This is a genomic window from Streptomyces guryensis (assembly GCF_021261325.1).
Lineage (GTDB): Bacteria > Actinomycetota > Actinomycetes > Streptomycetales > Streptomycetaceae > Streptomyces > Streptomyces guryensis.
Genome location: NZ_JAJSBI010000002.1, coordinates 660,734 through 681,505 on the forward strand (window position 1 = coordinate 660,734; position 20,772 = coordinate 681,505).

General features: G+C 71.0%; 12 protein-coding genes and 2 pseudogenes. 6 read left to right on the top strand and 8 right to left on the bottom strand.

All coding sequences use genetic code 11. The features are described from left to right. Positions 1 to 53: 53 nt before the first annotated feature. From LJ657_RS06860 to LJ657_RS06870, 3 genes and pseudogenes are all read right to left on the bottom strand, one after another. Entirely contained in the window at positions 54 to 1,562 is a 1,509-nt protein-coding gene (locus LJ657_RS06860) for a glycoside hydrolase family 43 protein (protein WP_232647375.1), read from the bottom strand. Between the two features lie 4 nt (positions 1,563 to 1,566). Then, a pseudogene (locus LJ657_RS06865) lies at positions 1,567 to 3,714 on the bottom strand (glycoside hydrolase family 36 protein). A gap of 108 nt (positions 3,715 to 3,822) precedes the next feature. Next, a pseudogene (locus tag LJ657_RS06870) lies at positions 3,823 to 4,962 on the bottom strand (beta-galactosidase); the annotation flags it as partial. Positions 4,963 to 5,417: 455 nt separating this feature from the next. Between LJ657_RS06870 and LJ657_RS06875 the strand changes: the two are divergent. From LJ657_RS06875 to LJ657_RS06900, 6 genes are all read left to right on the top strand, one after another. Further along, positions 5,418 to 6,026, top strand: coding sequence for a hypothetical protein (locus LJ657_RS06875; RefSeq protein ID WP_232647377.1), 609 nt, complete (start codon positions 5,418 to 5,420; stop codon positions 6,024 to 6,026). Positions 6,027 to 6,095: 69 nt separating this feature from the next. After that, positions 6,096 to 8,990, top strand: a complete 2,895-nt coding sequence (locus tag LJ657_RS06880) for a glycoside hydrolase family 3 protein (RefSeq protein ID WP_232647378.1) — start codon at positions 6,096 to 6,098, stop codon at positions 8,988 to 8,990. Continuing rightward, complete coding sequence (locus LJ657_RS06885; RefSeq protein ID WP_232647380.1) at positions 8,987 to 10,408, top strand: GH1 family beta-glucosidase; 1,422 nt, start codon at positions 8,987 to 8,989, stop codon at positions 10,406 to 10,408. The genes LJ657_RS06880 and LJ657_RS06885 overlap by 4 nt, the downstream gene beginning before the upstream one ends. A 54-nt stretch (positions 10,409 to 10,462) precedes the next feature. Then, complete coding sequence (locus tag LJ657_RS06890; RefSeq protein WP_232647381.1) at positions 10,463 to 12,463, top strand: glycoside hydrolase family 31 protein; 2,001 nt, start codon at positions 10,463 to 10,465, stop codon at positions 12,461 to 12,463. A gap of 232 nt (positions 12,464 to 12,695) precedes the next feature. After that, positions 12,696 to 13,316, top strand: coding sequence for a hypothetical protein (locus tag LJ657_RS06895; protein WP_232647383.1), 621 nt, complete (start codon positions 12,696 to 12,698; stop codon positions 13,314 to 13,316). Positions 13,317 to 13,318: 2 nt separating this feature from the next. Further along, on the top strand, positions 13,319 to 14,008 hold the full coding sequence (locus tag LJ657_RS06900) for an RICIN domain-containing protein (protein WP_232647384.1): 690 nt from the start codon (positions 13,319 to 13,321) through the stop codon (positions 14,006 to 14,008). Positions 14,009 to 14,085: 77 nt separating this feature from the next. On the opposite strand, the gene LJ657_RS06905 is transcribed toward LJ657_RS06900, so the two are convergent. The 5 genes from LJ657_RS06905 to LJ657_RS06925 form a co-directional block, all read right to left on the bottom strand. Next, on the bottom strand, positions 14,086 to 17,241 hold the full coding sequence (locus LJ657_RS06905) for an RICIN domain-containing protein (RefSeq protein ID WP_232647385.1): 3,156 nt from the start codon (positions 17,239 to 17,241) through the stop codon (positions 14,086 to 14,088). A 72-nt stretch (positions 17,242 to 17,313) separates the two neighbouring features. Beyond that, complete coding sequence (locus LJ657_RS06910; RefSeq protein WP_232647387.1) at positions 17,314 to 18,345, bottom strand: aldo/keto reductase; 1,032 nt, start codon at positions 18,343 to 18,345, stop codon at positions 17,314 to 17,316. 35 nt (positions 18,346 to 18,380) lie between these two features. Continuing rightward, positions 18,381 to 19,418 carry a sugar kinase gene (locus LJ657_RS06915; protein WP_232647389.1) on the bottom strand — a complete coding sequence of 346 codons (1,038 nt, stop codon included), beginning with the start codon at positions 19,416 to 19,418 and terminating at the stop codon, positions 18,381 to 18,383. Beyond that, positions 19,406 to 20,044, bottom strand: a complete 639-nt coding sequence (gene eda / locus LJ657_RS06920; RefSeq protein ID WP_232647390.1) for a bifunctional 4-hydroxy-2-oxoglutarate aldolase/2-dehydro-3-deoxy-phosphogluconate aldolase — start codon at positions 20,042 to 20,044, stop codon at positions 19,406 to 19,408. Before eda ends, LJ657_RS06915 begins: the two co-directional genes overlap by 13 nt. Then, positions 20,041 to 20,772, bottom strand: a 732-nt coding sequence (locus tag LJ657_RS06925) for an SDR family oxidoreductase (RefSeq protein ID WP_232647392.1), incomplete at its 5' end; no start/stop codon positions are given. The genes LJ657_RS06925 and eda, both read right to left, overlap by 4 nt.

Here is a 20,772-nt window from a genome sequence, read left to right on the forward strand (position 1 = left end):
GAGGGGCCGGTCGTCTTCGGGCGGCGCCCGGGGGCCCGGCTCGCGGCGTTCGCTCAGGGGCCGAGCGGCTCGTAGTCGAACCAGTCGAAGTGGACGGTGCCCGCGGCGGCGTACATGCCGATGACCCGGCCGGTGAAGCCGCCGGCCACCTCGGTCGACAGATAGCGGCCGTCGAGGGTGCCGAGTTCGGTGAACGTGCCGTCGGGCTCCTCGACGCCGAACGTGAGAACGTCGGGCCCGGTGCGGGCGTCCCGCAGGGGGGTGCCGGAGACGCGGACGCCGAGGACCACGGGCCCGGCGGGCACCGGCCGGGACGCCACGACGCTGTTCAGCGGACCGATACGGCTGAGCAGCCGCACCTCTCCTTCGGATGCCTCGATCTCGTAGTGGTGCTCCTCGTCCAGCCGGACGGCGAGGCCGCCACGCCCCTCGGCCGGGTCGATCCGGGTGCGCGCGCCGCAGGTGAGGTGCTGTTGGCGGCGGCCGACGAAGATGACGTCGGGCTCGTCCAGGGAAGCCCCCCGGGCACGCAGCGTCAGCCAGCCGGAGCGTTCCTTGGTGGTACAGCGCTCCGCCGGACGGTCGCGCACCGAGATCCACTGCGGGCGCAGTTCGCTGAGGTCGAAGTCGTCCCGGCCGGGCTGCACCGGGCCCGGTACGAGCGGCCAGGCGGGCGCGGGCAGTTCGAGCGCAACCTCGCCGACAACCGGCCAGCCGTCCACCCACGTCACCGGTGCCAGGAACGTCTCGCGGCCCAGCACGTGCCAGCCCGGCGTGCCACCGCCCGGCCGCACGCCCAGCAGTACCATCCACCACGAGCCGTCGGGTGCCTGGACCAGGTCCGCGTGGCCGGTGTTCTGGATGGGGTGGTCGGTGCCCCGGTGGGTCAGGATCGGGTTGGCCGGGCACGGCTCGAACGGGCCGCCCGGCGTGTGGCCACGGGCGATCGAGACACCGTGGCAGCGTTCGGTGCCGCCCTCGGCGATGAGCAGGTACCAGTAGTCGCCGATGCGGTACAGGTGCGGTGCCTCTGGGGCCTTGGCGCCGGGCATGCCGGACCAGAGCTTGCGCGGTGGCTCGAAAGTCTCCCCGGTGTCGGGGTCGAGGCGGACCTGGGACACCCCGGCGACGGTGCACCAGCAGGTGCCGTCCTCGTCCCAGGCGAGATCCGGGTCGATGCCCGGAACTCCGGGCAGCAGGACCGGATCGGACCAGGGGCCCGCCGGGTCGGTGGCCGTGACCAGCAGATTGCCGTCGGCGCTCACGTTGGTGACGATCAGCCAGAACCGGCCGTCGTGGTGGCGCAGGGTGGGTGCGTAGATCCCGCCCGAGGACGGCTTGTCCAGCGGCAGGCGCAGTTGGCTCGGCCGGTCGAGGGCGTTGCCGATCTGGGTCCAGTTCACCAGGTCCCGGCTGTGGAAGACGGGTACACCGGGGAAGTACTCGAAGCTGGAGCACGCGAGGTAGTAGTCCTCGCCGACCCGGCAGATGCTCGGATCGGGGTGAAAGCCGGGGAGCACGGGGTTGGACACGGTGGCGTTTGCCTGCTGTATGTCTGACACGTAGTCAAATCCGTTTCTGATCAAGGGCGTTGGGGTGGTCGAGGCGCAGCAGCACCGCCGACGGAGCCGTGGGCAGCGTCAGCGTGAGCCGGGCGGTGTCGGGGTGCAGGACGGCGACGGCCCGGCTCGCGGCGGGGTAGAGGACCTCGACGCGGGCCGCGGCGCCGCCGAGGTGAGGCAGCGGGAGGGCCGCGGTGGTGTCGGCGCCTGGGCGACGCCAGACGGTGAGGTAGGTGGTGGCGGGCGTGCGCAGGGCCAGGGCCAGCCACGGGTCGTCCCAGGCCGGGAGACCCAGTGGTCACGCGGGGACGGCGTGGGCCAGGTCGGCGCGGATGGCCTTGTACGTGGCGACGCCCTCGTGGACGAGGGCACGGGACCCCGGCGGCAGGTCCGGAAGCGGTCCGGACAGGTGGATCCGGCCGAGGAGGGCGTTGGCCATGGTGAAGGCCACCTCGTCCGGGGAGTCCGTCGGCAGCGGGTAGGACCAGACGGCGCCCTGCTCGGGGGTGACGGCGGTGGGCGCGGACGCGGCGATCGGCGCGTACAGCTGGAGGTTCTGCTGGTCGCTCGTGGACTGCAGCTGCACCCGGGACAGCAGGGCGTGGTCCCAGCGCATGCCACCTGAGGAGCAGTTCTCCACCACCAGGTGCGGATGGCGGTCCAGGATGGCGTCGAGCCAGTCCAGGTGGGCCCGGTTGTGGCCGAGCAGACCGGCGCCCGGGGTCTCGCCGGGGTGGGCGCTGGTGCCGGAACCGGGGTCGATGTTGTGGTCGAGCTTGAGATAGCCGACGCCCCACTCACCGACCAGACGGTCCACGACCTGGTCCAGGTGGGCTCGGGCGGCGGGGTGGCGCAGGTCCAGGTGGTGGCGGCCGGTCTCCGTGACGCGCACGCCGTCGCGGCGGAAGAACGCCTCGTCGGGAAGAGACTTGGCCATGGGACTGCGCACACCGATGACCTCCGGCTCCAGCCACAGGCCGGGCACCATGCCGCGCTCCCGGATGCGGTCCAGCACCTCGTGGATCCCGCGCTCGCCCGGGAACCGGGAGGCGGCCGGCTCCCAGGCGCCGACGCTGTCCCACCAGCCGCCGTTCTCGCCGTCGTACCAGCCGGCGTCGATCACGAAGTACTCCGCGCCCGCCTCGGCCGCCGCGTCGATCAGCGGCAGCAGCTTCTCGGTGGTGGGGTCGCCCATCAGGCAGTTCATGTAGTCGTTGAAGATGACGGGGAGCCGCTCGTGGTCCGGATGCGGGCGGCGGATGACACGGCGATAGCGGGTGAGGGAGGCGAACGCCTCGTCCGGGCCGCCGTCGTCGCTGAAGGCGAGGGAGACGGGGACGGTACGGAACCGGTCGCCGGGCTCCAGCGGGTGGCGCCAGCCGTGGTGGGTGTCGTCGGGGCCGAGCAGTGCCACGTAGGCCAGGCCGTCGCGTTCGCCGCACTCCCAGTGCCAGCCGCCGCCGTTGTGCTCGATCTGCCACAGCCAGGTGCGGCCGGAGTGACGGTCCGTCAGGCCGCCCATGGGCAGGTGGCCACAGCTGGACCACACGCCCCGACCGGTCCGCGTGAACTCCCCCTTGCCGTTGTCGTAGACGACGCGGTCGCCCAGGACCGGGGAGGTCACCCTCATCGGTCTGCGCTGCCAGCGGCACTCGGCGACCCAGTCGTTCTCGGCCCACAGCAGGTCCGCGCCGTCGATGGCGGCCGGACCCTCCGCGAGGCAGCCCACCACGAGGGAGGAGACCGACTCCAGGTGCAGCGTGGCCTCCCCCTCGTTGTGGAGGGCCACCTCGCCGCGCAGTACGGGGATTCCGTCCGGTGATCGGTAGACCGCCTCCGCCACGAGGCCGGTCTCGGGGTCGTGCAGTTCGACGGTGAGCTCGTGCCGGTCGCCGTCGCGCCGCACCTGGTGTGCCCGGTAGCGCATCCGCCCGCCGAGGGACGTGTCGATCAGGCGGCCGCCCGACCAGTTACGGCCGTGGCCCGCGGCCGTCACCTCCACCAGGGGCAGTGGCGGCCAGTTGCGCCGCCCGGCCGGCCTTCCGCCTGGCAGGCCGACGTGCCTGAGACGGGGGACGCCGTCGTCGCCGACGCCGATCTCGACCTCCAGGGCCTCATGGCCCCATCGGAGGGTCTGCGGTGCGCGGGTCATGGTGGTCCGGCCGTCCACGCCGAGCGCCCACCAGGCGTCGGGGCCGTGCAGGACGGCCACCGACCCGGTGACCGCCGACCCCGCCAGCTCGCCGAGCCGGGCGACCGCCTCGCCGGCCCGTGTGACCTCACGGAAGATCCGGCTGTCGGGCCCGGCGTGCGGGACCATCGCCGAGTGCCAGGTCTCGGCGCCGGCGCGGGACTGCCGCCACTGGAAGAAGAGGGCGCCTTCCGAACCGCGCGCGATGTAACCGAGGGTGTGGCGCAGGATGTCCCCGGGCTCCTTGGCCAGGGTGCGGTCGCCGTCGTAGACGGTGCTGGTGCCCTGCTCCATCAGCAGCCAGGGCCGGCCGCCGGCCAGCGAGCGGGCGCGGTCCGCGTGGAAGGCGACGTCGGCGGCGGCGTCCAGGCCGGGAGCGCTCGGGTAGTGGTCGGAGCTGACCAGGTCGAGTTCGCGGGCGAACGCCCACAGGTCCACGTTCTGGTAGCCGGGCAGCATCAGGTTCGTCGTCACCGGCCGGTCGCTGTGCGGGCGGATCGAGTCCCGTTGCTCGCGGTAGGCGGCGATCACCTCGTCGGACCAGAAGCGGTGGAAGTCCAGCTGCTGGCCGGGGTTCTTGTGCCAGTTCGTCGCACGTGGTGGCAGTACCTGCTCCCAGGAGCCGTAGCGCTGGCTCCAGAAGGCCGTTCCCCAGGCCGTGTTGAGGGCGTCCAGCGAGCCGTGGCGAGCGCGCAGCCACACCCGGAAGGCGGCGGCCGTGTGGTCGCAGTGGCACAGCGTGGCGTACTCGTTGTGCACGTGCCACAGCGCGAGGGCGGGGTGGTCGCCGTAGCGTTCGGCGAGCGCCCCGGCGATCCGGCGGGCCGCGTCGCGGTAGGCGGGCGCGGCGAGGCAGTACGTGTCCCGGCTGCCGTGGGTGAGTCGGGTGCCGTCGGGCCGGACCGTCAGCGCGTCGGGGTGGGCCAGGGTGAACCAGGGTGGCGGGGAGGCGGTGGGGGTGGCCAGGTCGACGGCCACGCCGCCCGCGTGCAGGCGGTCGAGGTGGGCGTCGAGCCAGGTGAAGTCGTAGCGGCCCTCCTCGGGTTCCAGCAGGGCCCAGGAGAACACGCCGACGGTGGCCAGGTTGACCCTGGCCCGGCGCATCAGCTCGTCGTCCTCCTTCCAGGTCGGCTCGTCCCACTGCTCGGGGTTGTAGTCCCCGCCGAAGGCGAGTCCGCCCAGGCGGTCGGTCAGGCTGCGCGAGGTCATGACGGTGGGTCCCTGTCCTTCGTGACGGTGGCGGGAAGTGACTCCGCTCCAGCAGCGGGGAGGGGCGGTCGGAGCCGCCTCCGGTCCAGGGGCGGTGTCTGGTCGGGGCAGCCCTTGATCGCGCCGGTGACATCCACACGTCGCCGAAGGACCTCACGCCTCGCTCGGCGTCGGTCGGTTCCTTGCCGAGGCTCATCAGGTCGGCGGCGGACTTCACGTCGTCCGCGGTGCTGCCCTTCGGCTCCAGGATGTCGCGCCGGTGGAAGGTGCTGCCGGCCATGATGAACTTGCTGGCAACGCACGGTATGCCGCACAGCTTGTTGCCCCAGGCGCCGGCCTGCCGGCCGCCGGTGGGGAGGGCGGCCAGGTCGGGATACGTCTTGATGTTGTCGCCGGACAGGTGGGGAGTCAGGTCCGCGAGTCGGGTGCCTGCCGGCCGGCCGAGGTTCACGTTGTTGTTCAACCAGTTCGGCAGCGAGATCCAGTCGGGCAGCCGCTTGGCGGCCGTCGTGGTCGGGATCATGGTCGCGTGGTCGTTGCCGTCCGCGGGCTTGACGGCGAGGTCCAGGCCCGGGGCCTTGTTCATGGCCTGGCAGAAGGAGTTGCCGGGTGACGGGACGGTGCCGCGGAGCGGGGTGACCGCGGTGTACTCGCCGCCCTTGCCGGGGGCGCCGGCGACGGTGACCGGGTGTTCGGTGGGGCAGTGCAGGAAGCCGGGGCCGGTGGCCGCGTCCGGGCCGCTGGACACGGACGGGAAGTCCGGCTTGAGGGAGGCGCTGGGCACGAAGGCGGGCAGAGCCTTCTTCAGGCCCGACGTGCTGTTCGCGCCGGTCTGCTGCTTCCCGCCGTCTCCGCACGCGGACAGTGGCGGCGTCATCGCGGCGGCCCCTGCCACGGCGGCGGCCCGGCCGGCGAAGGTTCTGCGATCCAACTCGTCACTCATGGCGGCGGCCCTTCTCCTTCCGGGCGTCGAAGCGCTTCACTTGGCCGGGAACGTTAATGACATGTTTCTCGCGGAACAAGAGGGAGAACGCGGCGAAACTCTCCATTCACCCAGTGATTGACAGCCCGCGACGTCAGTGGGAGCGTCGAAGCGCTTCAACACTTCGCATCAGCCTGTTCAGGAGTTGAGCGTGGGTTCTCCGTCCCTGTCCGCCGCCGGCCGGCCTCCGTTCCGTGACCCCGCCCTCTCGGTCGACAAGCGCGTCGACGACCTGCTCGGGCGGCTCACGCTCGACGAGCGGGTCGCGTTCCTGCACCAGTGCGCGCCGGCCGTCGAGCGCCTCGGGGTCGCCTCGTTCCGTACCGGCTCGGAGGCGCTGCACGGCGTGTCCTGGCTCGGTGAGGCGACGGTCTTTCCGCAGGCCGTGGGCCTGGGCGCGACCTGGGACGAGGACCTGGTCCACGAGGTCGCCGAGGCCGTCTCGGTCGAACTGCGGGCCTTCCACCGCCACCGCCCGACCGCGAACGGCGTCGGCGCCAACAGCCTCCAGGCCTGGGCCCCCGTGGTGAACCTGCTGCGCGACCCCCGCTGGGGCCGCAACGAGGAGGGCTACTCCGAGGACCCGGTGCACACCGCCCGGCTCGGCACCGCCTACTGCCGCGGCCTGTCCGGCGGCCACCCCGCCTACCTGCGGGCGGCTCCGGTGCTCAAGCACTTCCTCGCCTACAACAACGAGGACGACCGCTGCGTCACCTCCTCCGGCCTGCGCCCCCGCGTCCTGCAGGAGTACGACCTGGCTGCCTTCCGGCCCGTCGTCGCCTCGGGCGCCGCGACCGGCGCGATGGCCGCGTACAACCTGGTCAACGGCCGTCCCTGCCACGTCAGTCCGCTCCTGGAGACCGAACTGCGCCGCTGGGCCCTGCCGACCGGACACGAGCTGTTCTGCGTCAGCGACGCGGAGGCGCCGTCCAACCTGGTCGAGCAGGAGCACTACTTCGACGACCACCCCGCCGGTCACGCCGCCGCGCTGAAAGCAGGCATCGACAGTTTCACCGACCAGAACGAGGACAGCTCGACCGTGATCGGCAGGCTGCGCCGAGCCCTGGAGCGTGGCCTGATCGACGAGGCCGACATCGACCGCGCGGTCCGGCGTCAGCTGCAACTCCGCTTCAGGCTCGGCGAGTTCGACCCGGACCTCGACCCGTACAGCGGGATCGGCCCGGAAGTGATCGACTCCCCCGAGCACCGCGCTCTGGCCCGGCGCGCCGCGACCGAGTCGGTGGTCCTGCTCAAGAACGACGGTCTGCTGCCCCTCCAGGCGGAGCGGACACCCCGCGTCGCCGTCATCGGCCCGCTCGCCGACACCCTGTACGAGGACTGGTACAGCGGCACCCTGCCCTACCAGATCGGTATCGCCTCAGGGCTGCGGGCAGCACTCGACGAGAGTGGCGGCAACGTCGTCACCGCCGAGGGCGCCGACCGGATCGCACTGCGCTCCCGCACCACGGGTGACCCACTGGGCGGGGCGGCTTTCGACGTCAGCGAGTGGGGCGACGGCGTCCTGACCCTGCGTGACGCCGAGACCGGCCGCTACCTCACCCGCAAGGACGACGACTCGCTCGTCGCGGACCGTGAAATCATCAAGACCTGGTTCGTCAACGAAACTTTCTCTCTGGAACCGGATCCCTCCGGCGACGCGGACACCGTGCTCCTGCGCAACGTCTTCACCGGCCGCTACGCCGTCGTCGACCCCGCCGACGGCCGAGTCACCGTGACCGCCGAGACTCCGCAGGCCGCCGAACGCTGGCAGCGGCAACTTCTCCGCGACGGCACCGCCGAAGCCCGCGGGGCCGCCGAGGCTGCCGACGTCGCGATCGTCGTCCTCGGCAACCACCCCCTCATCAACGGCCGCGAGACCGAGGACCGTACGGGCACCGCGCTGCCCGGGACCCAGGAGGCGCTGCTGCGAGCCGTCGCCGCGGTCCGCCCGCAGACGGCGCTGGTCGTCATGAGCAGCTACCCCTACGCCCTCGACTGGGCCGACGAACACCTGCCCGCCGTGGTGTGGACCTCCCACGGCGGGCAGGAGACAGGCGGTGCGCTGGCCGACGTACTACTCGGCGCGGCAGACCCCTCGGGCCGGCTGACGCAGACCTGGTACCGGGGCGACGACGAACTCCCGCACCCCCTCGACTACGACGTCATCAAGGCGGGCTGGACCTACCAGTACCACCGCGCCGCACCTCGGTACGCCTTCGGCCACGGCCTGTCCTACACCGACTTCTCCTACGGCGACCTGCGGCTGTCCACGGCAACAGTGCCTCAGGACGGCGCACTCGACGTCTCGCTGACGCTGTCCAACGCCGGTGGCCGCCGCGGCAGCGAGGTGGTCCAGCTCTACGTCCGCGCGCTGGACGCCCGCTACCAGGCGCCCCGGCTGCGCCTCGCCGACTTCCGCAAGGTGCGGCTCGCGCCCGGCGAAAGCCGGCGGCTGACCTTCCGGCTGCCCGCCGACCGGTTCGCGCACTGGGACGTCGCCACGGGCGCGTTCACCGTGGACCCCGGCGCCTACGAGGTCCTCGTCGCCCGCTCCGCCGAACACGTCGTCCTGACGGCGCCGTTGACGGTGACCGGCGCGCCCCCCGCACCCCGCGCGGTGACCGGCCGCCGCACCTCGGCCGCCGACTTCGACGACTACGCGAACGTCACCCTCGTCGATGCCACCCGCACCGCCGGTGACGCGGTCACCCCGACCGATCCCGCACACCCCGCGACCTTGCTGTTCGACTCGGCCGACCTGTCCGGCGCCGCCCGCTTCCAGGCGGAGGTCGCGCGCGAGAGCGCCGGGCCGGGATCGGCCGAGGCGCGCATCGAGGTACGGACCGGCGACGACCGGCTCGTGGCCGAAACGGCCGTACCGGTCACCGGCAACCGCTACACCTGGACGACGGTGACCGCCGACGCGGCACCACCCGGCGAAGGCGTCCATGACCTGCGGCTGACCCTGCACGGCGACTTCCGCCTCTGCTCCTTCCGCTTCGGCTCGGCGGGGGACGGCACCCGCGGCGAGGACGGAGCCGTATGAGCGGCCCCGCCTTCCCGGTGCTGCCCCCCGGGTTCCGCTTCGGCGCCGCCACCGCCGCGTACCAGATCGAGGGCGCCCACGACGAGGACGGCCGCGGCCCCTCCGTCTGGGACACCTTCAGCCACACCCCCGGGCGTACGCTCGCCGGCGCCAACGGCGACACGGCCGCCGACCACTACCACCGCCACCGCGAGGACGTCCGTCTCCTGCACGGACTCGGCGTCGACGACTACCGTTTCTCGGTCTCCTGGCCCCGCCTGCTGCCCGGCGGCACCGGCGCGGTCAACGCCAAGGGCCTGGACTTCTACGACCGTCTGATCGACGAGCTGCTGACCGCGGGCATCGCACCCACCGTCACCCTCTATCACTGGGACCTGCCACAGGCGCTGGAGGACCGCGGCGGCTGGCGCGTCCGGGACACCGCGGAGGCCTTCGCGGCGTACGCGGCGCTCGCCGCCGAGCGCTACGGCGACCGGGTGCACCGCTGGATCACCCTCAACGAGCCGTACTGCTCGGCCTTCGTCGGCTACGCCGAAGGCCGTCACGCGCCCGGCGCACGCGAGGGCCGCGGTGCCCTCGCCGCCGCCCACCACCTGCTCGTCGGCCACGGCCTGGCGGTACGCGCGCTGCGCGCGGCGGGTGACCAGGAGGTCGGCATCACCCTCAACCTGGACCGCGTCCACGCCGCCTCGGACCGGCCCGAGGACCTCGCCGCCCGCCGCCGCGCCGAGACCCTGCACAACGACCTCTGGGCGGAGCCGCTGTTCGCCGGCCGTTACCCCGCCCACGAGGCCGAGACCTGGGCCGGACTCGCGGACGGCCCCTGGCGACAGCCGGGCGACCTGAGCCTGATCGGTACACCGCTGGACTTCGTCGGCCTCAACTACTACCGCCCGATCTGCGTGAGTGCCGCACCTCACCGCGAGCCCGACCCCGAGCGGCGCACCGCGGTGGACGTCGGCGTGGCCGAAACGGACCCTTACGGCACCCGGCACACCACCATGGGCTGGCCGGTCGTCCCGTCCGCGTTCACCGAACTGCTCTGCGACCTCCATGTCCGCTACGCACACCTGCCCCCCATCTGGATCACCGAGAACGGCTCCGCCGAGGCCGACACGGTCACCCCGGACGGCCTGGTCCATGACCCCGAGCGGACCCGCTATCTCGCCGACCACCTCCAGGCGGTCGCGGACGCCCTCGCCTCCGGCGTCGACGTACGCGGGTACTTCGTCTGGTCGCTGCTGGACAACTTCGAGTGGGCCCGCGGCTACGACCAGCGGTTCGGCCTGGTCCGCGTCGACTACGGCACCCAGACCCGCACGCCCAAGGACAGCTACCGCTGGTACCGGGACCTGATCACCGCGCACCGCGCCCGCACGAAGGACGCCCGACGCACACGAACCCAGCTGGAACCATGACGACCGACGTCCCCCACGAGTGCGCGGACTGAACCGGAAGGACCCCACCCGCCCATGTACCAGCATGTTGGTGCCGCGCTCGAACGGCGGACCGCGGCCGAGATCCTGCGTGTCGAGCCCTGGGGACCGCACGCGGTCCGGGTACGGGCCGCGGCCGACACGATCGACGACGAGCTCGACTGGGCGCTGGACCTGCCCCCGCAGGAGGCGGAAGGCGCATCGGTCCTCGTCGGCGAGGACAAAACCGCTCGCCTGGTCAACGGACGCCTCACCGTCGAGGCCGACACGGACGGGCGACTGCGTTTCCTGCGCACCGGGGAGGCGGACGGCCCCCGCGAACTGCTGGCCGAGAAGCGCCCGTACCACGGCTGTCCCGGCCCGCGCGTCCACACCGCGCGCGGTGACGGCACCTACACCGCCGAGCAGATCTTCGAGGCGTACGACGGTGAGCGCGTCCACGGCCTCGGCCAGCAGCCGCACGGCGGTCTGGACCACAAGGGCCGCGTCATCGACCTCGTCCAGCGCAACACCGTCGTGACGATCCCCTTTCTGCACTCCTCGCGCGGCTACGGACTGCTGTGGAACAACCCCGCCACCGGCCGCGTCGAACTCGCTACGGACGCCACCCGCTGGGTCGCGGAACAGACCAGGCAGATCGACTACTGGATCGTCGCGGGCGACACCCCGGCCGAGATCACGGCCGCCTACGCGGACGCGACCGGCCACCCGCCCCTGCTGCCCGGCTGGGCGAGCGGCTTCTGGCAGTCCAAGCTGCGCTACCGCACCCAGGCCGAACTCCTCGCCGTCGCCCGCGAACACCACCGACGCGGTCTGCCCCTGTCCGTCATCGTGTGCGACTTCTTCCACTGGACCCGGATGGGCGACTGGTCCTTCGACCCGCAGGACTGGCCCGACCCCGCCGCCATGACCAAGGAGCTGCACTCCCTCGGCGTACGGCTCCTGGTGTCCGTCTGGCCCACCGTGCAGGACGACAGTGCCGGCTTCGAGGCCCTGCGCGCCTGCGGCGGCCTGGTCCGCGACAGCCACGGCGGACTGCTGCGCCAGCACTGGCCGGCGCGCGGCGGCGACGAGCGCTACCTCCCGATGACGTACTACGACGCCACACACCCGCGCGCCCGCCACCTCCTGTGGAATCGACTACGCGCCAACTACACGGACCTGGGCGTCACCGCCTTCTGGCTGGACGCCTGCGAACCCGACCTGTCCCCGGCCCTGGCCTCCCGAGCCGTCCACCACGCCGGACCTGGCCCGCAGGTCGGCAACATCTACGGACGAGAGCACGCGCGCGGCGTCGCCGAAGGACTGCGTGAGGCCGGCGACGACCGGCCGCTGAGCCTGATCCGATCGGCCTGGGCGGGCAGCCAGCGCTTCGGTGCCGCCCTCTGGTCCGGGGACATCCTCCCCACCTTCGACTCCCTGGCCGCCCAGGTCCGCGCGGGCCTGAACGTCGCTCTGAGCGGCATCCCCTGGTGGCACACCGACATCGGCGGCTTCCTGGGCGGCAACCCGGACGACCCGGCCTACCGGGAACTGCTGATCCGCTGGTTCCAGTACGGCACCTTCAGCCCGCTCATGCGCCTGCACGGCGACCGCGAGCCGAACCAGCCCTTCAGCGCGACGATGACCGGCGGCCCCAACGAGATCTGGTCGTACGGCGAACAGGCCTACCCGATCCTTCGCGAGCACCTCCTGCTGCGTGAGCGCCTGCGCCCCTACCTGCACGAACTCGCCGAGACCGCCCACCGCACCGGCGCCCCGCCCATGCGCCCGCTGTTCTTCGACTTCCCCGAGGACCTGGCCTCCTGGGACGTCGACGACCAGTTCCTGCTCGGCCCCGACCTGCTCGTCGCGCCGGTCACCGAGGCCGGCGCCCGGGAACGGACGGTCCACCTGCCGCAGGGCAGCGACTGGGTCGACGCCGCCACGGGAGTGGAACACCGCGGCGGCCGGGACCTTTCCGTCCCGGCGCCGCTGGAGCGCATCCCCGTCTTCGTCCGCGCGGGCGCACACCTCACCGGAGTGCGGCTGTACTGAGCGAGTACAGCTCACCCCGATGTCTGCGGGAAAATGAGTACGACTCATTAATGAGTGCCTGTCCGTAACTCACCCGTCAGGCCGTGGGTCGTTTCCCGCCGATTCGGCATGGTTGTGCAGCATCACCGTTACGTGCGTGAAAAACATCCACGCCCGTTGCCTTGACGTCCCTTCTTCGTCCCTCGATAAATACAACTCATAATCATTGAGTATCGAAGAAAGGATAGTACGTATGAGACGCCCACGCACCGCAGCAGGGCTGAGCAAGGCTCTTGCGGCGGCTCTCGTCGTCTTCGCGGCGGCCCTGCTGCCCGTCCAGCCCGCCTACGCGGCGACGACGAACTTCTACGTCGATCCGGTGAACGGAAGTGACAGCAACCCGGGCACCAGCACCGCCTCGGCGTTCAAGACCATCCAGGCCGCCCAGGCGGCGGTGCGTGCGGTCGACGCGAACATGTCCAGTGACATCGTCGTGAACCTGCGCGGCGGCACCTACAACCTCACCAGCCCGATCACGCTGGGCACGAGCGACTCCGGCACGAACGGCCACACGGTCGTCTACCAGGCCTACAACGGCGAGACGCCCGTCATCAGCAGCGGTCGGACCATCACCGGCTGGACCGCCGTCGGCAACGGCGAGTACAAGGCGTCGGTGGGCAGCCTCAACTTCCGCCAGCTGTACGTCAACGGGGTGCGCGCCACCCGCGCCCGCTACCCCGACCTGGGCTCGGACTTCCAGCTGCAGGGCAGCGACAAGACCAACAAGCTGCTGCAGGTGCTCAGTTCGCAGATCTCCAACTGGAGCAACCTCAGCCAGACCGAGATGGTTACCAGCTCGGCCAGTACTCCCTGACCATGCGCCAGGACATCGACCAGCCCGAGACGCGCGGCAACTTCGAGATCCGCGCCTCCAACGACCCGTCGTTCGCCACCTACACCGTGGTGGGGCGCCAGGACAGCGCCACCCTGCCGATGGCGTCCACGCTGACGGGGAACATCGACGTCCGTCAGAAGTTCCGCTACGTGCGGGTCGCCAAGACCGACGGCGCGTACTTCTTCTTCTCGGACTTCAGCGTGCAGCAGGCCGGGGGCGCCCTGGAGGACGCGACCGGTACGCCGAACGTCAACCCGACGACGTACTACACGATCAAGAACGTCAACAGCGGTCAGGTGGCGGACGTGTACCAGGCCGCCACCGGCGACGGCGCGAACGTCGTCCAGTGGCCGAGCAACAGCGGCACGAACCAGCAGTGGAGCATCGTGAAGGTCAGCGGTCAGCTCTACAAGATCGTCAACAGGAACAGCGGCAAGGCCCTGGACATGAACGCCTCGACGCACAGCAGGGGAGCCAACCTTCAGCAGTACACCTACAGCGGCGGCAACAACCAACTGTGGTACTTCGAGCCGACGACCGGTGGGTACGTCATCCGCAACTTCGAGAGCCGGCAGGTGCTCGAGGTCGGCGGGAACTCGACGGCCAACGGGGCGGCCATCGACCAGTGGATGGCGCTGAACCAGCCGAACCAGGCGTGGACCATCCAGTGACCGAGTGAACCGAAGGGCCCAAACGCCCGGCGGCCGCCCCGTGAACGGGGCGGCCGCCGAGTGGTTCATGTGGGGTGTCAGTCCACGTTCACCAGCTTCCACAGCTGGCTGTCGGCGCCGGTGTCCGCCGACTGGACGAGCTGGGTACCTCCCGAGGACACGGTGAGCAGGTCGTTGCTGTTCACGTTCTTGATCTTGTAGTAGCCGTTCGAGGCGGCGACCAGGTTCCAGCGCTGGTTCGCGACGTTGTTGTCGGACGACTGGACGATGTTCGCGCCGTCCGTGGTGACGCCACCGCTGACGTCCATCAGCAGGCCGCTGTTCCGGCTGACGATCTCGTAGCTGCCGTCACCCACCGGGCTGAAGACCCAGTTCTGGTTCACGGCTCCGGTGTCGGTCCACTGGATGACGTTGGCTCCGGCGGACGTCGATCCGCCCGAGACGTCGACCGTCTTGGCACTGCCCTTGTTGACGATCTTGTAGTTGCCGTTCGTCACGGGGAACCCGATGGAGGCGAACGCGTCCAGTGCGCAGACGGTGCCGGACGAGGCGGCGTTCTTCGTGCCGGTGCACACCACCCTGATCGTGTGGGGGCCCGCCGCGAGGTCCGTCTTCTCGAACAGCGGCACCTGCTTCGTCACCACCGAGGCATAGGCGTCGATGCCCGCCTGGGCGAGGGTGCCGTCGAGGTAGACGTCCACCTTGCCCATGTTCGGCTGCGTCATGCTCAGGTACCGGACGCCCGAGCCGGTGAACGAGAACTCGGCGTAGTTGCCCGCCGTGCTCGTGAACTTCTCGGACCCGTTCATGTCCTTCGTGTCGTTCCAGTTCGACCACGTGCCGGAGTAGGTCACGCCGGCCGCCTTGTCGTCGACGTGGTTCCAGCGCTGCCGCACGAGCGCCTTCGACGCGGCGGAGGCATGGCCCTGTGCGTCGAGGACGTAGAGGCGGTAGTCACCGGTGGCCTGCGGGACGTTGATGCTGGTCGAGGTGCCGCTCGCGCTGGTCATGGTGGGACCGGCGGCGAACGTCGAGGTGCCGGAGGGAGCCAGCCAGAGTGTCTTGGTCGAGTCTCCCGGGCTGCGCACCGGAATGGTCACGTCACCCTTGCCGGTGAAGACGCCGGCGGGCAGCGCGTAGTCCTGCAGAGTCGTGTTGCCGGCGGGGACGATGTCCTTGTAGGCGTTTTCCAGGCCCGCGTTCACGGCGATGTCGTACGCCTGCGACGGCCACACGTTGTCCCGGTACACGCGCACGTTGTCGATGGTGCTGCTCGTCACGCTCTTGCTGAAGATCGTGTTGCGGGGGCCGTAGTTGTTGGTGACGGTCAGGTTGTTCTGCCGTCCCCAGGTGCCGGTGTTCATGACCCACATGACGTTCGGGTCCACGTCGAGGACGTTGTCGTGCTCGTTGATGTACGCGGAGCCCTCGTCGGGGTGGATCCCGTACCGGTGGCCGGCCGGCTCACCCTGGATGAAGTTGTTGCTGATCTCGGTGCCCGGCTGCTTGCCCAGCGTGTAGATCGGAGCGGAGTCACCGAGCACCTGCATGGTGTCGAGGAGCTCGTTGTACTTGACGGTGTTGTTCTTCGCCGTCGTGGTCGGGGACCCGGGGTAGATGACGTTGGAGTTCGACGTACCGTCGAAGTTGTCCCATCCCCAGCCGAGCGTGATGCCCGCCCACGGGGACTTCTCGATCCGGTTGTGCTCCAGGTCCAGGGTGTCGGCGAAGTACGCCGACACAGGGCTGGAGCCCTGGAACAGGACCGCGCTGTCGTAGAGGTAGTTGTCGGTGACGGTGATGTTCTTGCAGACGCCCTCGACGCTCGCCGGGTACTTCTCGTGGGGGTCGTTCGGGTCGGGGTCCGCGCTCCCGATGTAGACGTGCTGGGGGTGTCCCACGGTGAGGGCGGATCCGGCGATGTCATTGGTGAAGTTGCCGGTCAGCTGCGAGTCGGTCACGTCGTTGGCCAGGGTGATCCCGTCGGCGCCGGTGTGCTGCACCGTGTCGCGCTGGAGGACGATCCCGTCGGCGCTCTCGATCTGGACGGCAGCCGGCGGCAGGTCGACGTTGCGGTACGAGTAGGCGTGGAAGTTCTGCGTCGTGTACACGTTCGTGCTGGCGTTGCCCTGCTGGCCCTGCCGGAACACGGAGCCCGCCACGTTGGTCAGATTCCAGTCGGAGTGCTCGACCGTGAGACCGGAGAGGGTGATGTTCTTCGCGTGGTCGGACGTGGACGTGCCGGCGATCTTGATGATGGTGGACACGTTGTTCGGCGCGAAGACCTGCGCCGTCGTCATGTCGTCGGAGCTCGACTTGTAGTAGTAGACCGTGTGGGTGGACTTGTCGAAGTAGAACTCGCCCGGCTGGTCCAGGAACTCGTACGCGTTCATGAACGTCTGCGTACCGGTGGGCTGGAAGTTGGCGTTGAACGCGGCCTGGGCTATCGCCGCGCCCGGCTCCTGGAGCTTGGCCACGCGGTTGGTGCCGTCCGAGCTCGTGGTGACCTGGCTGACACCCACGATGGCCGTGGTCCAGGTCGTCGCCGTCTTGATCTCGACGTCGTCCTGGTTGGAGGCGATGGCAGGCAGGTCGGAGAGGCTGTACTTGATCTGGTCGCACGTCGTCTTCGGCGAGTCCCAGGCCCAGGAAGGCTGGGGGCTCGGGAAGCTGTAATTCGCGTAACATCCGGCCGAGTTGATCGTCTTCGAGGCCATCTGGGCGCGCTTGCCGTTGACGTAGAGCGAGCGGAGCTTGTTGTCGCGGTTGAGGGTGGCCTTCCAGATGTTCCCGCTCTGCTGTGTCCAGCCGGTCACCGGAACGCCCCCGTCCAGGACCGGCTTCTCGCCCGGGTAGGCGGAGTAGACGACGTGGTGGCCGTTGGTGCCGGAGTCGGCGGAGGTGAAGTCGATGGTGCTGCTCACCGGGTAGGTACCGCCCCGGAGATAGACGTTGATGTCCCCCGTCATGTTGCTGTTGACCGTGCGCACGACGTCCCGGGCGTGCTGCAGGGTCTTGAACGGCGCCGTGATCGTGCCGGCGTTGGAGTCGTCACCGCTGGGGGCGACGTAGTAGGTCGCCTGGGTGGCGGCCGAGGCCGGGGTGGGCGTCGTGAGGGAGGTCAGCAGGGCGGCGGTGACCGCCGCCGCGAGTGCTCCCGGCAGAAGACGGCGGACGGAGGCGGCGGAGTTTCTGCCTCTCCTGGTGGTTCTGGTGCTCGGACTGGCGTACACGGGGCGGCTCCACGGGGGTGCTGGTGTGCGGTTGATGCGGTCCAGGGGGTTGTCGTCACGGGTTGGTGCGGATCACTCAGCGCTTCGGCTCCGAGGGTTTCGGGGCGGGCGGCCGTCGCCGCCCGCGATGGGCACGTCAGCCCTGATCAGGCCCTGCGCACGCAGCTCGTCCCAGAGGCCGTCGGGGACACGCTGAGCGTGCAGTTCGACGTTGCGCCGGACCTGTTCCGCGGTGCGCATGCCCAGGGTGACGTTGACGACGGCGGGATGCGTGCGGGGGAAGGCGATGGCGGCGGCCGGCAGCGTGGTGCCGTGCCGTTCGCAGACCTCGGCGATGGCCAGGGCCCGCTGCACCAGGTCTCTCGGGGCGTCCTGGTAGTCGTACTTCATGCCCTCGGCGGGCCGGTCCTGGGAGAGCAGGCCGGAGTTGAAGACGCCGACCGCCACGACGCTCTTGCCGTGTTCCTGCGCGGCGGGCAGGACGTCGTCCAGCGCCGACTGGTCGAGCAGGGTGTAGCGTCCGGCGAGCATCACCACGTCGGCGGCCGTCTCGCGCAGGAAGCGGGCGAGCATGGCGGACTGGTTCATGCCGGCGCCGATGGCTCCGATCACGCCCTGGTCGCGCAGTTCGGCGAGTGCGGGCACGGCCTCGTCGGCGGCCTGGCGCCAGTGCTCGTCGGGGTCGTGCAGGTAGACGACGTCGAGGCGGTCCAGGCCGGTGCGCTCCCGCGTTTCCTCGATGGAGCGAAGCACACCGTCACGGCTGAAGTCCCACTGCCGGCGCAGGTCGTCCCGTACGACGAAACCCTCGTCGTCGACGCCCCGCGGCTGTTCGTTGGGGACGAGAAGGCGGCCCACCTTCGAGGAGACGACGTACTCCTCGCGCGGCCGGTCGCGCAGAGCGGCGCCGAGCCGGCGTTCGGAGAGGCCGAGGCCGTAGTGCGGTGCGGTGTCGAAGTAGCGGATGCCCGCGTCCCAGGCGGCGTCGACGGCGGCCGACGCGGCCTGGGGGGCGGTCACCCGGTAGAGGTTGCCGATCACCGAGGCGCCGAAGCCGAGTTCGGTGACGGTGACCGGTGTGTGCTGGATCTTCCGGTGGTGCAAGACGTGCTCCTGGGGACAGGGGTGGGGGACGCCGGTCAGCGTCGGACGTGGGCCGAGCCTCCGTCGATGAGTGCCTCGACCTCGGAGAGGGTGGCCATGGAGACATCGCCGGGAGTGGTCATGGCCAGGGCGCCGTGGGCCGTGCCGTAGGCCAGGGAACGTTCCAGGGAGTGGCCGGCGAGCAGGCCGTGGATCAGTCCGGAGGCGAACGCGTCGCCGGAGCCGATGCGGTCCAGGACGTGCATGCCGGGCATGCGGGGTCCGGTGACGTACCCGGTGCCGGCGGACCAGGCCGCCGAGGTCCAGTCGTTCACGCCCGCCGAGGGCACCTCACGCAGCGTGGTCGCGAGGACCCTGGCATCGGGCAACAGGCCGGCCACGGCGGCGAGCGCGTCCGGTACCTCGTGCGCGCCGAAACGCACGGCGCCCGGGTGCTCGCCCGCCAGACCCAGTGCGCCCACGACGACATCGGCGTGCCGGGCGAGCCGCAGGTCGGTCTCACGGGCCCGCTCCGGTCCGCCGCGGTCGGCCCAGAGACTGGGGCGGTAGTTGGGGTCGTAGGAGACGGTGACGCCGTGCCGGCGTGCGGCCGCCATCGCCTCGTCGGCGACGTCGACCGTGGTCTCCGACAGGCCCGCGAAGATGCCGCCGGTGTGGAACCAGCGCACCCCGGTCGAGAACACCGTGTCCCAGTCCACGTCGCCCTTGCGCAGTTGCGAGACGGCGGTGTGGGCGCGGTCGCTGACGCCGAGCGCGCCGCGGATGCCGTAGCCGCGCTCGACGAAGTTGAGACCGTTGCGGGCGGTGCGGCCGATGCCGTCGTCGGGCATCCAGCAGATCATCGAGGCGTCAACCCCGCCCTGGAGGATCAGGTCCTCGACGAGGCGTCCGACCGCGTTGTCCGCCAGGGCGGTGACCACGGCGGTGCGCAGCCCGAAGCAGCGGCGCAGTCCGCGTACGACGTTGTACTCCCCGCCGCCCTCCCACACCTGGAAGCTGCGGGCGGTGCGGATCCGGCCCTCACCCGGGTCGAACCGCAGCATGACCTCGCCGAGGGCGATCACGTCGGCCATCGCATGCTCCGCTCCACCGCTTCGGCTGTCAGCCTGCGGATCTCCGCGTAGTCGCCGCTCGCGAGGAGGGCAGGGGTCGCCATCCAGCTGCCGCCGACGGCGAGGACCGACGGTTCGGCGAGATAGCCGGGCAGGCCGGCGGCGTCGATCCCGCCGGTCGGCATGAACCGCACCCCGGGGAAGGGCGCCGCGAGCGCCCGGAGCATCGCCCGGCCGCCGAGCGGTTCGGCGGGGAACAGCTTGACCGTGTCGAGGCCGGCTCGCAGGGCGCCCATCACCTCGGTCGCGGTGGCGACGCCGGGAACCACGGGCACCCCAAGCTCCCGGCACCGGGCGACGACCTCGTGGTCCAGGCCGGGGGAGACGACGAAGCGCGCGCCGGCCGCGACGGCCCGCTCCGCCTGCTCGGCGGTGAGCACCGTACCGGCGCCGACGGCCAGATCGCCCTGGGCGGCCATCGCCTTCACGACCTGCTCGGCGGAGGGGGTGCGGAAGGTGACCTCCGCGCAGCGGGCGCCGCCCGCGGACAGGGCACGGGCCAGCGGGGCGGCCGTGGTGGGGTCGGGCACGGTCAGGACCGGCACGATCCGCGCGTCGGCGAGCAGATCGGTGAGGTCGGCGGTCATCGGCCCAGCCACCCGCCGTCTACCGGAAGGGTGGTGCCGTGGACGTACGCGGCGGCGTCCGAGGCGAGGAAGACGGTGGCGCCCGCGAGGTCGTCGGCGCTGCCCCACCGTCCGGCCGGGATGCGGTCCAGGATCGCCGTGCTGCGCGCCGGGTCGTCGCGCAGCGCCTGGGTGTTGTCGGTGGCGATGTAACCCGGGGCGATGGCGTTGACGTTGACGCCGTGCGGGGCCCACTCGTTGGCCAGCGCCTTGGTGAGACCGGCGATGCCGTGCTTGGCGGCGGTGTAGCCGGGGACGGTGATGCCGCCCTGGAAACTGAGCAGCGACGCGGTGAAGATGACCTTGCCCCGGCCGCGGGCCACCATCGCCGCGCCGACCGCCCGGGTCAGCGCGAACTGCGCGTTCAGATTGACCTGGAGCACCAACTCCCAGTCGGCGTCGGTGTGTTCGGCGGCGGGGGCGCGGCGGATCGTGCCCGCGTTGTTGACCAGGATGTCCACCGGGCGCTCCCGACCCGCCAGGTCCGCGCCCAACGCTCGTACGGCGTCGGGGTCGGCGAAGTCGGTGCGGATCGCCTCGAAGGTGCGGCCGGTGGCGGTGACGTACTTCTCCACCGTACTGCCGGACTCCTCCAGCCAGGCGCTCACCCCGATGACGTCCGCGCCGGCCTGGGCGAGCGCGCGGGCCATGGCCCGGCCGATCCCGCGCCGGGCACCGGTGACGACGGC

Excerpts from the sequence above, each read along its gene's own strand:
- LJ657_RS06915 (WP_232647389.1), bottom strand. The coding sequence starts at position 19,418 with ATGGCCGACGTGATCGCCCTCGGCGAGGTCATGCTGCGGTTCGACCCG.
- LJ657_RS06885 (WP_232647380.1), top strand. The coding sequence starts at position 8,987 with ATGAGCGGCCCCGCCTTCCCGGTGCTGCCCCCCGGGTTCCGCTTCGGC.
- LJ657_RS06890 (WP_232647381.1), top strand. The coding sequence starts at position 10,463 with ATGTACCAGCATGTTGGTGCCGCGCTCGAACGGCGGACCGCGGCCGAG.
- eda (WP_232647390.1), bottom strand. The coding sequence starts at position 20,044 with ATGACCGCCGACCTCACCGATCTGCTCGCCGACGCGCGGATCGTGCCG.
- LJ657_RS06895 (WP_232647383.1), top strand. The coding sequence starts at position 12,696 with ATGAGACGCCCACGCACCGCAGCAGGGCTGAGCAAGGCTCTTGCGGCG.
- LJ657_RS06900 (WP_232647384.1), top strand. The coding sequence starts at position 13,319 with ATGCGCCAGGACATCGACCAGCCCGAGACGCGCGGCAACTTCGAGATC.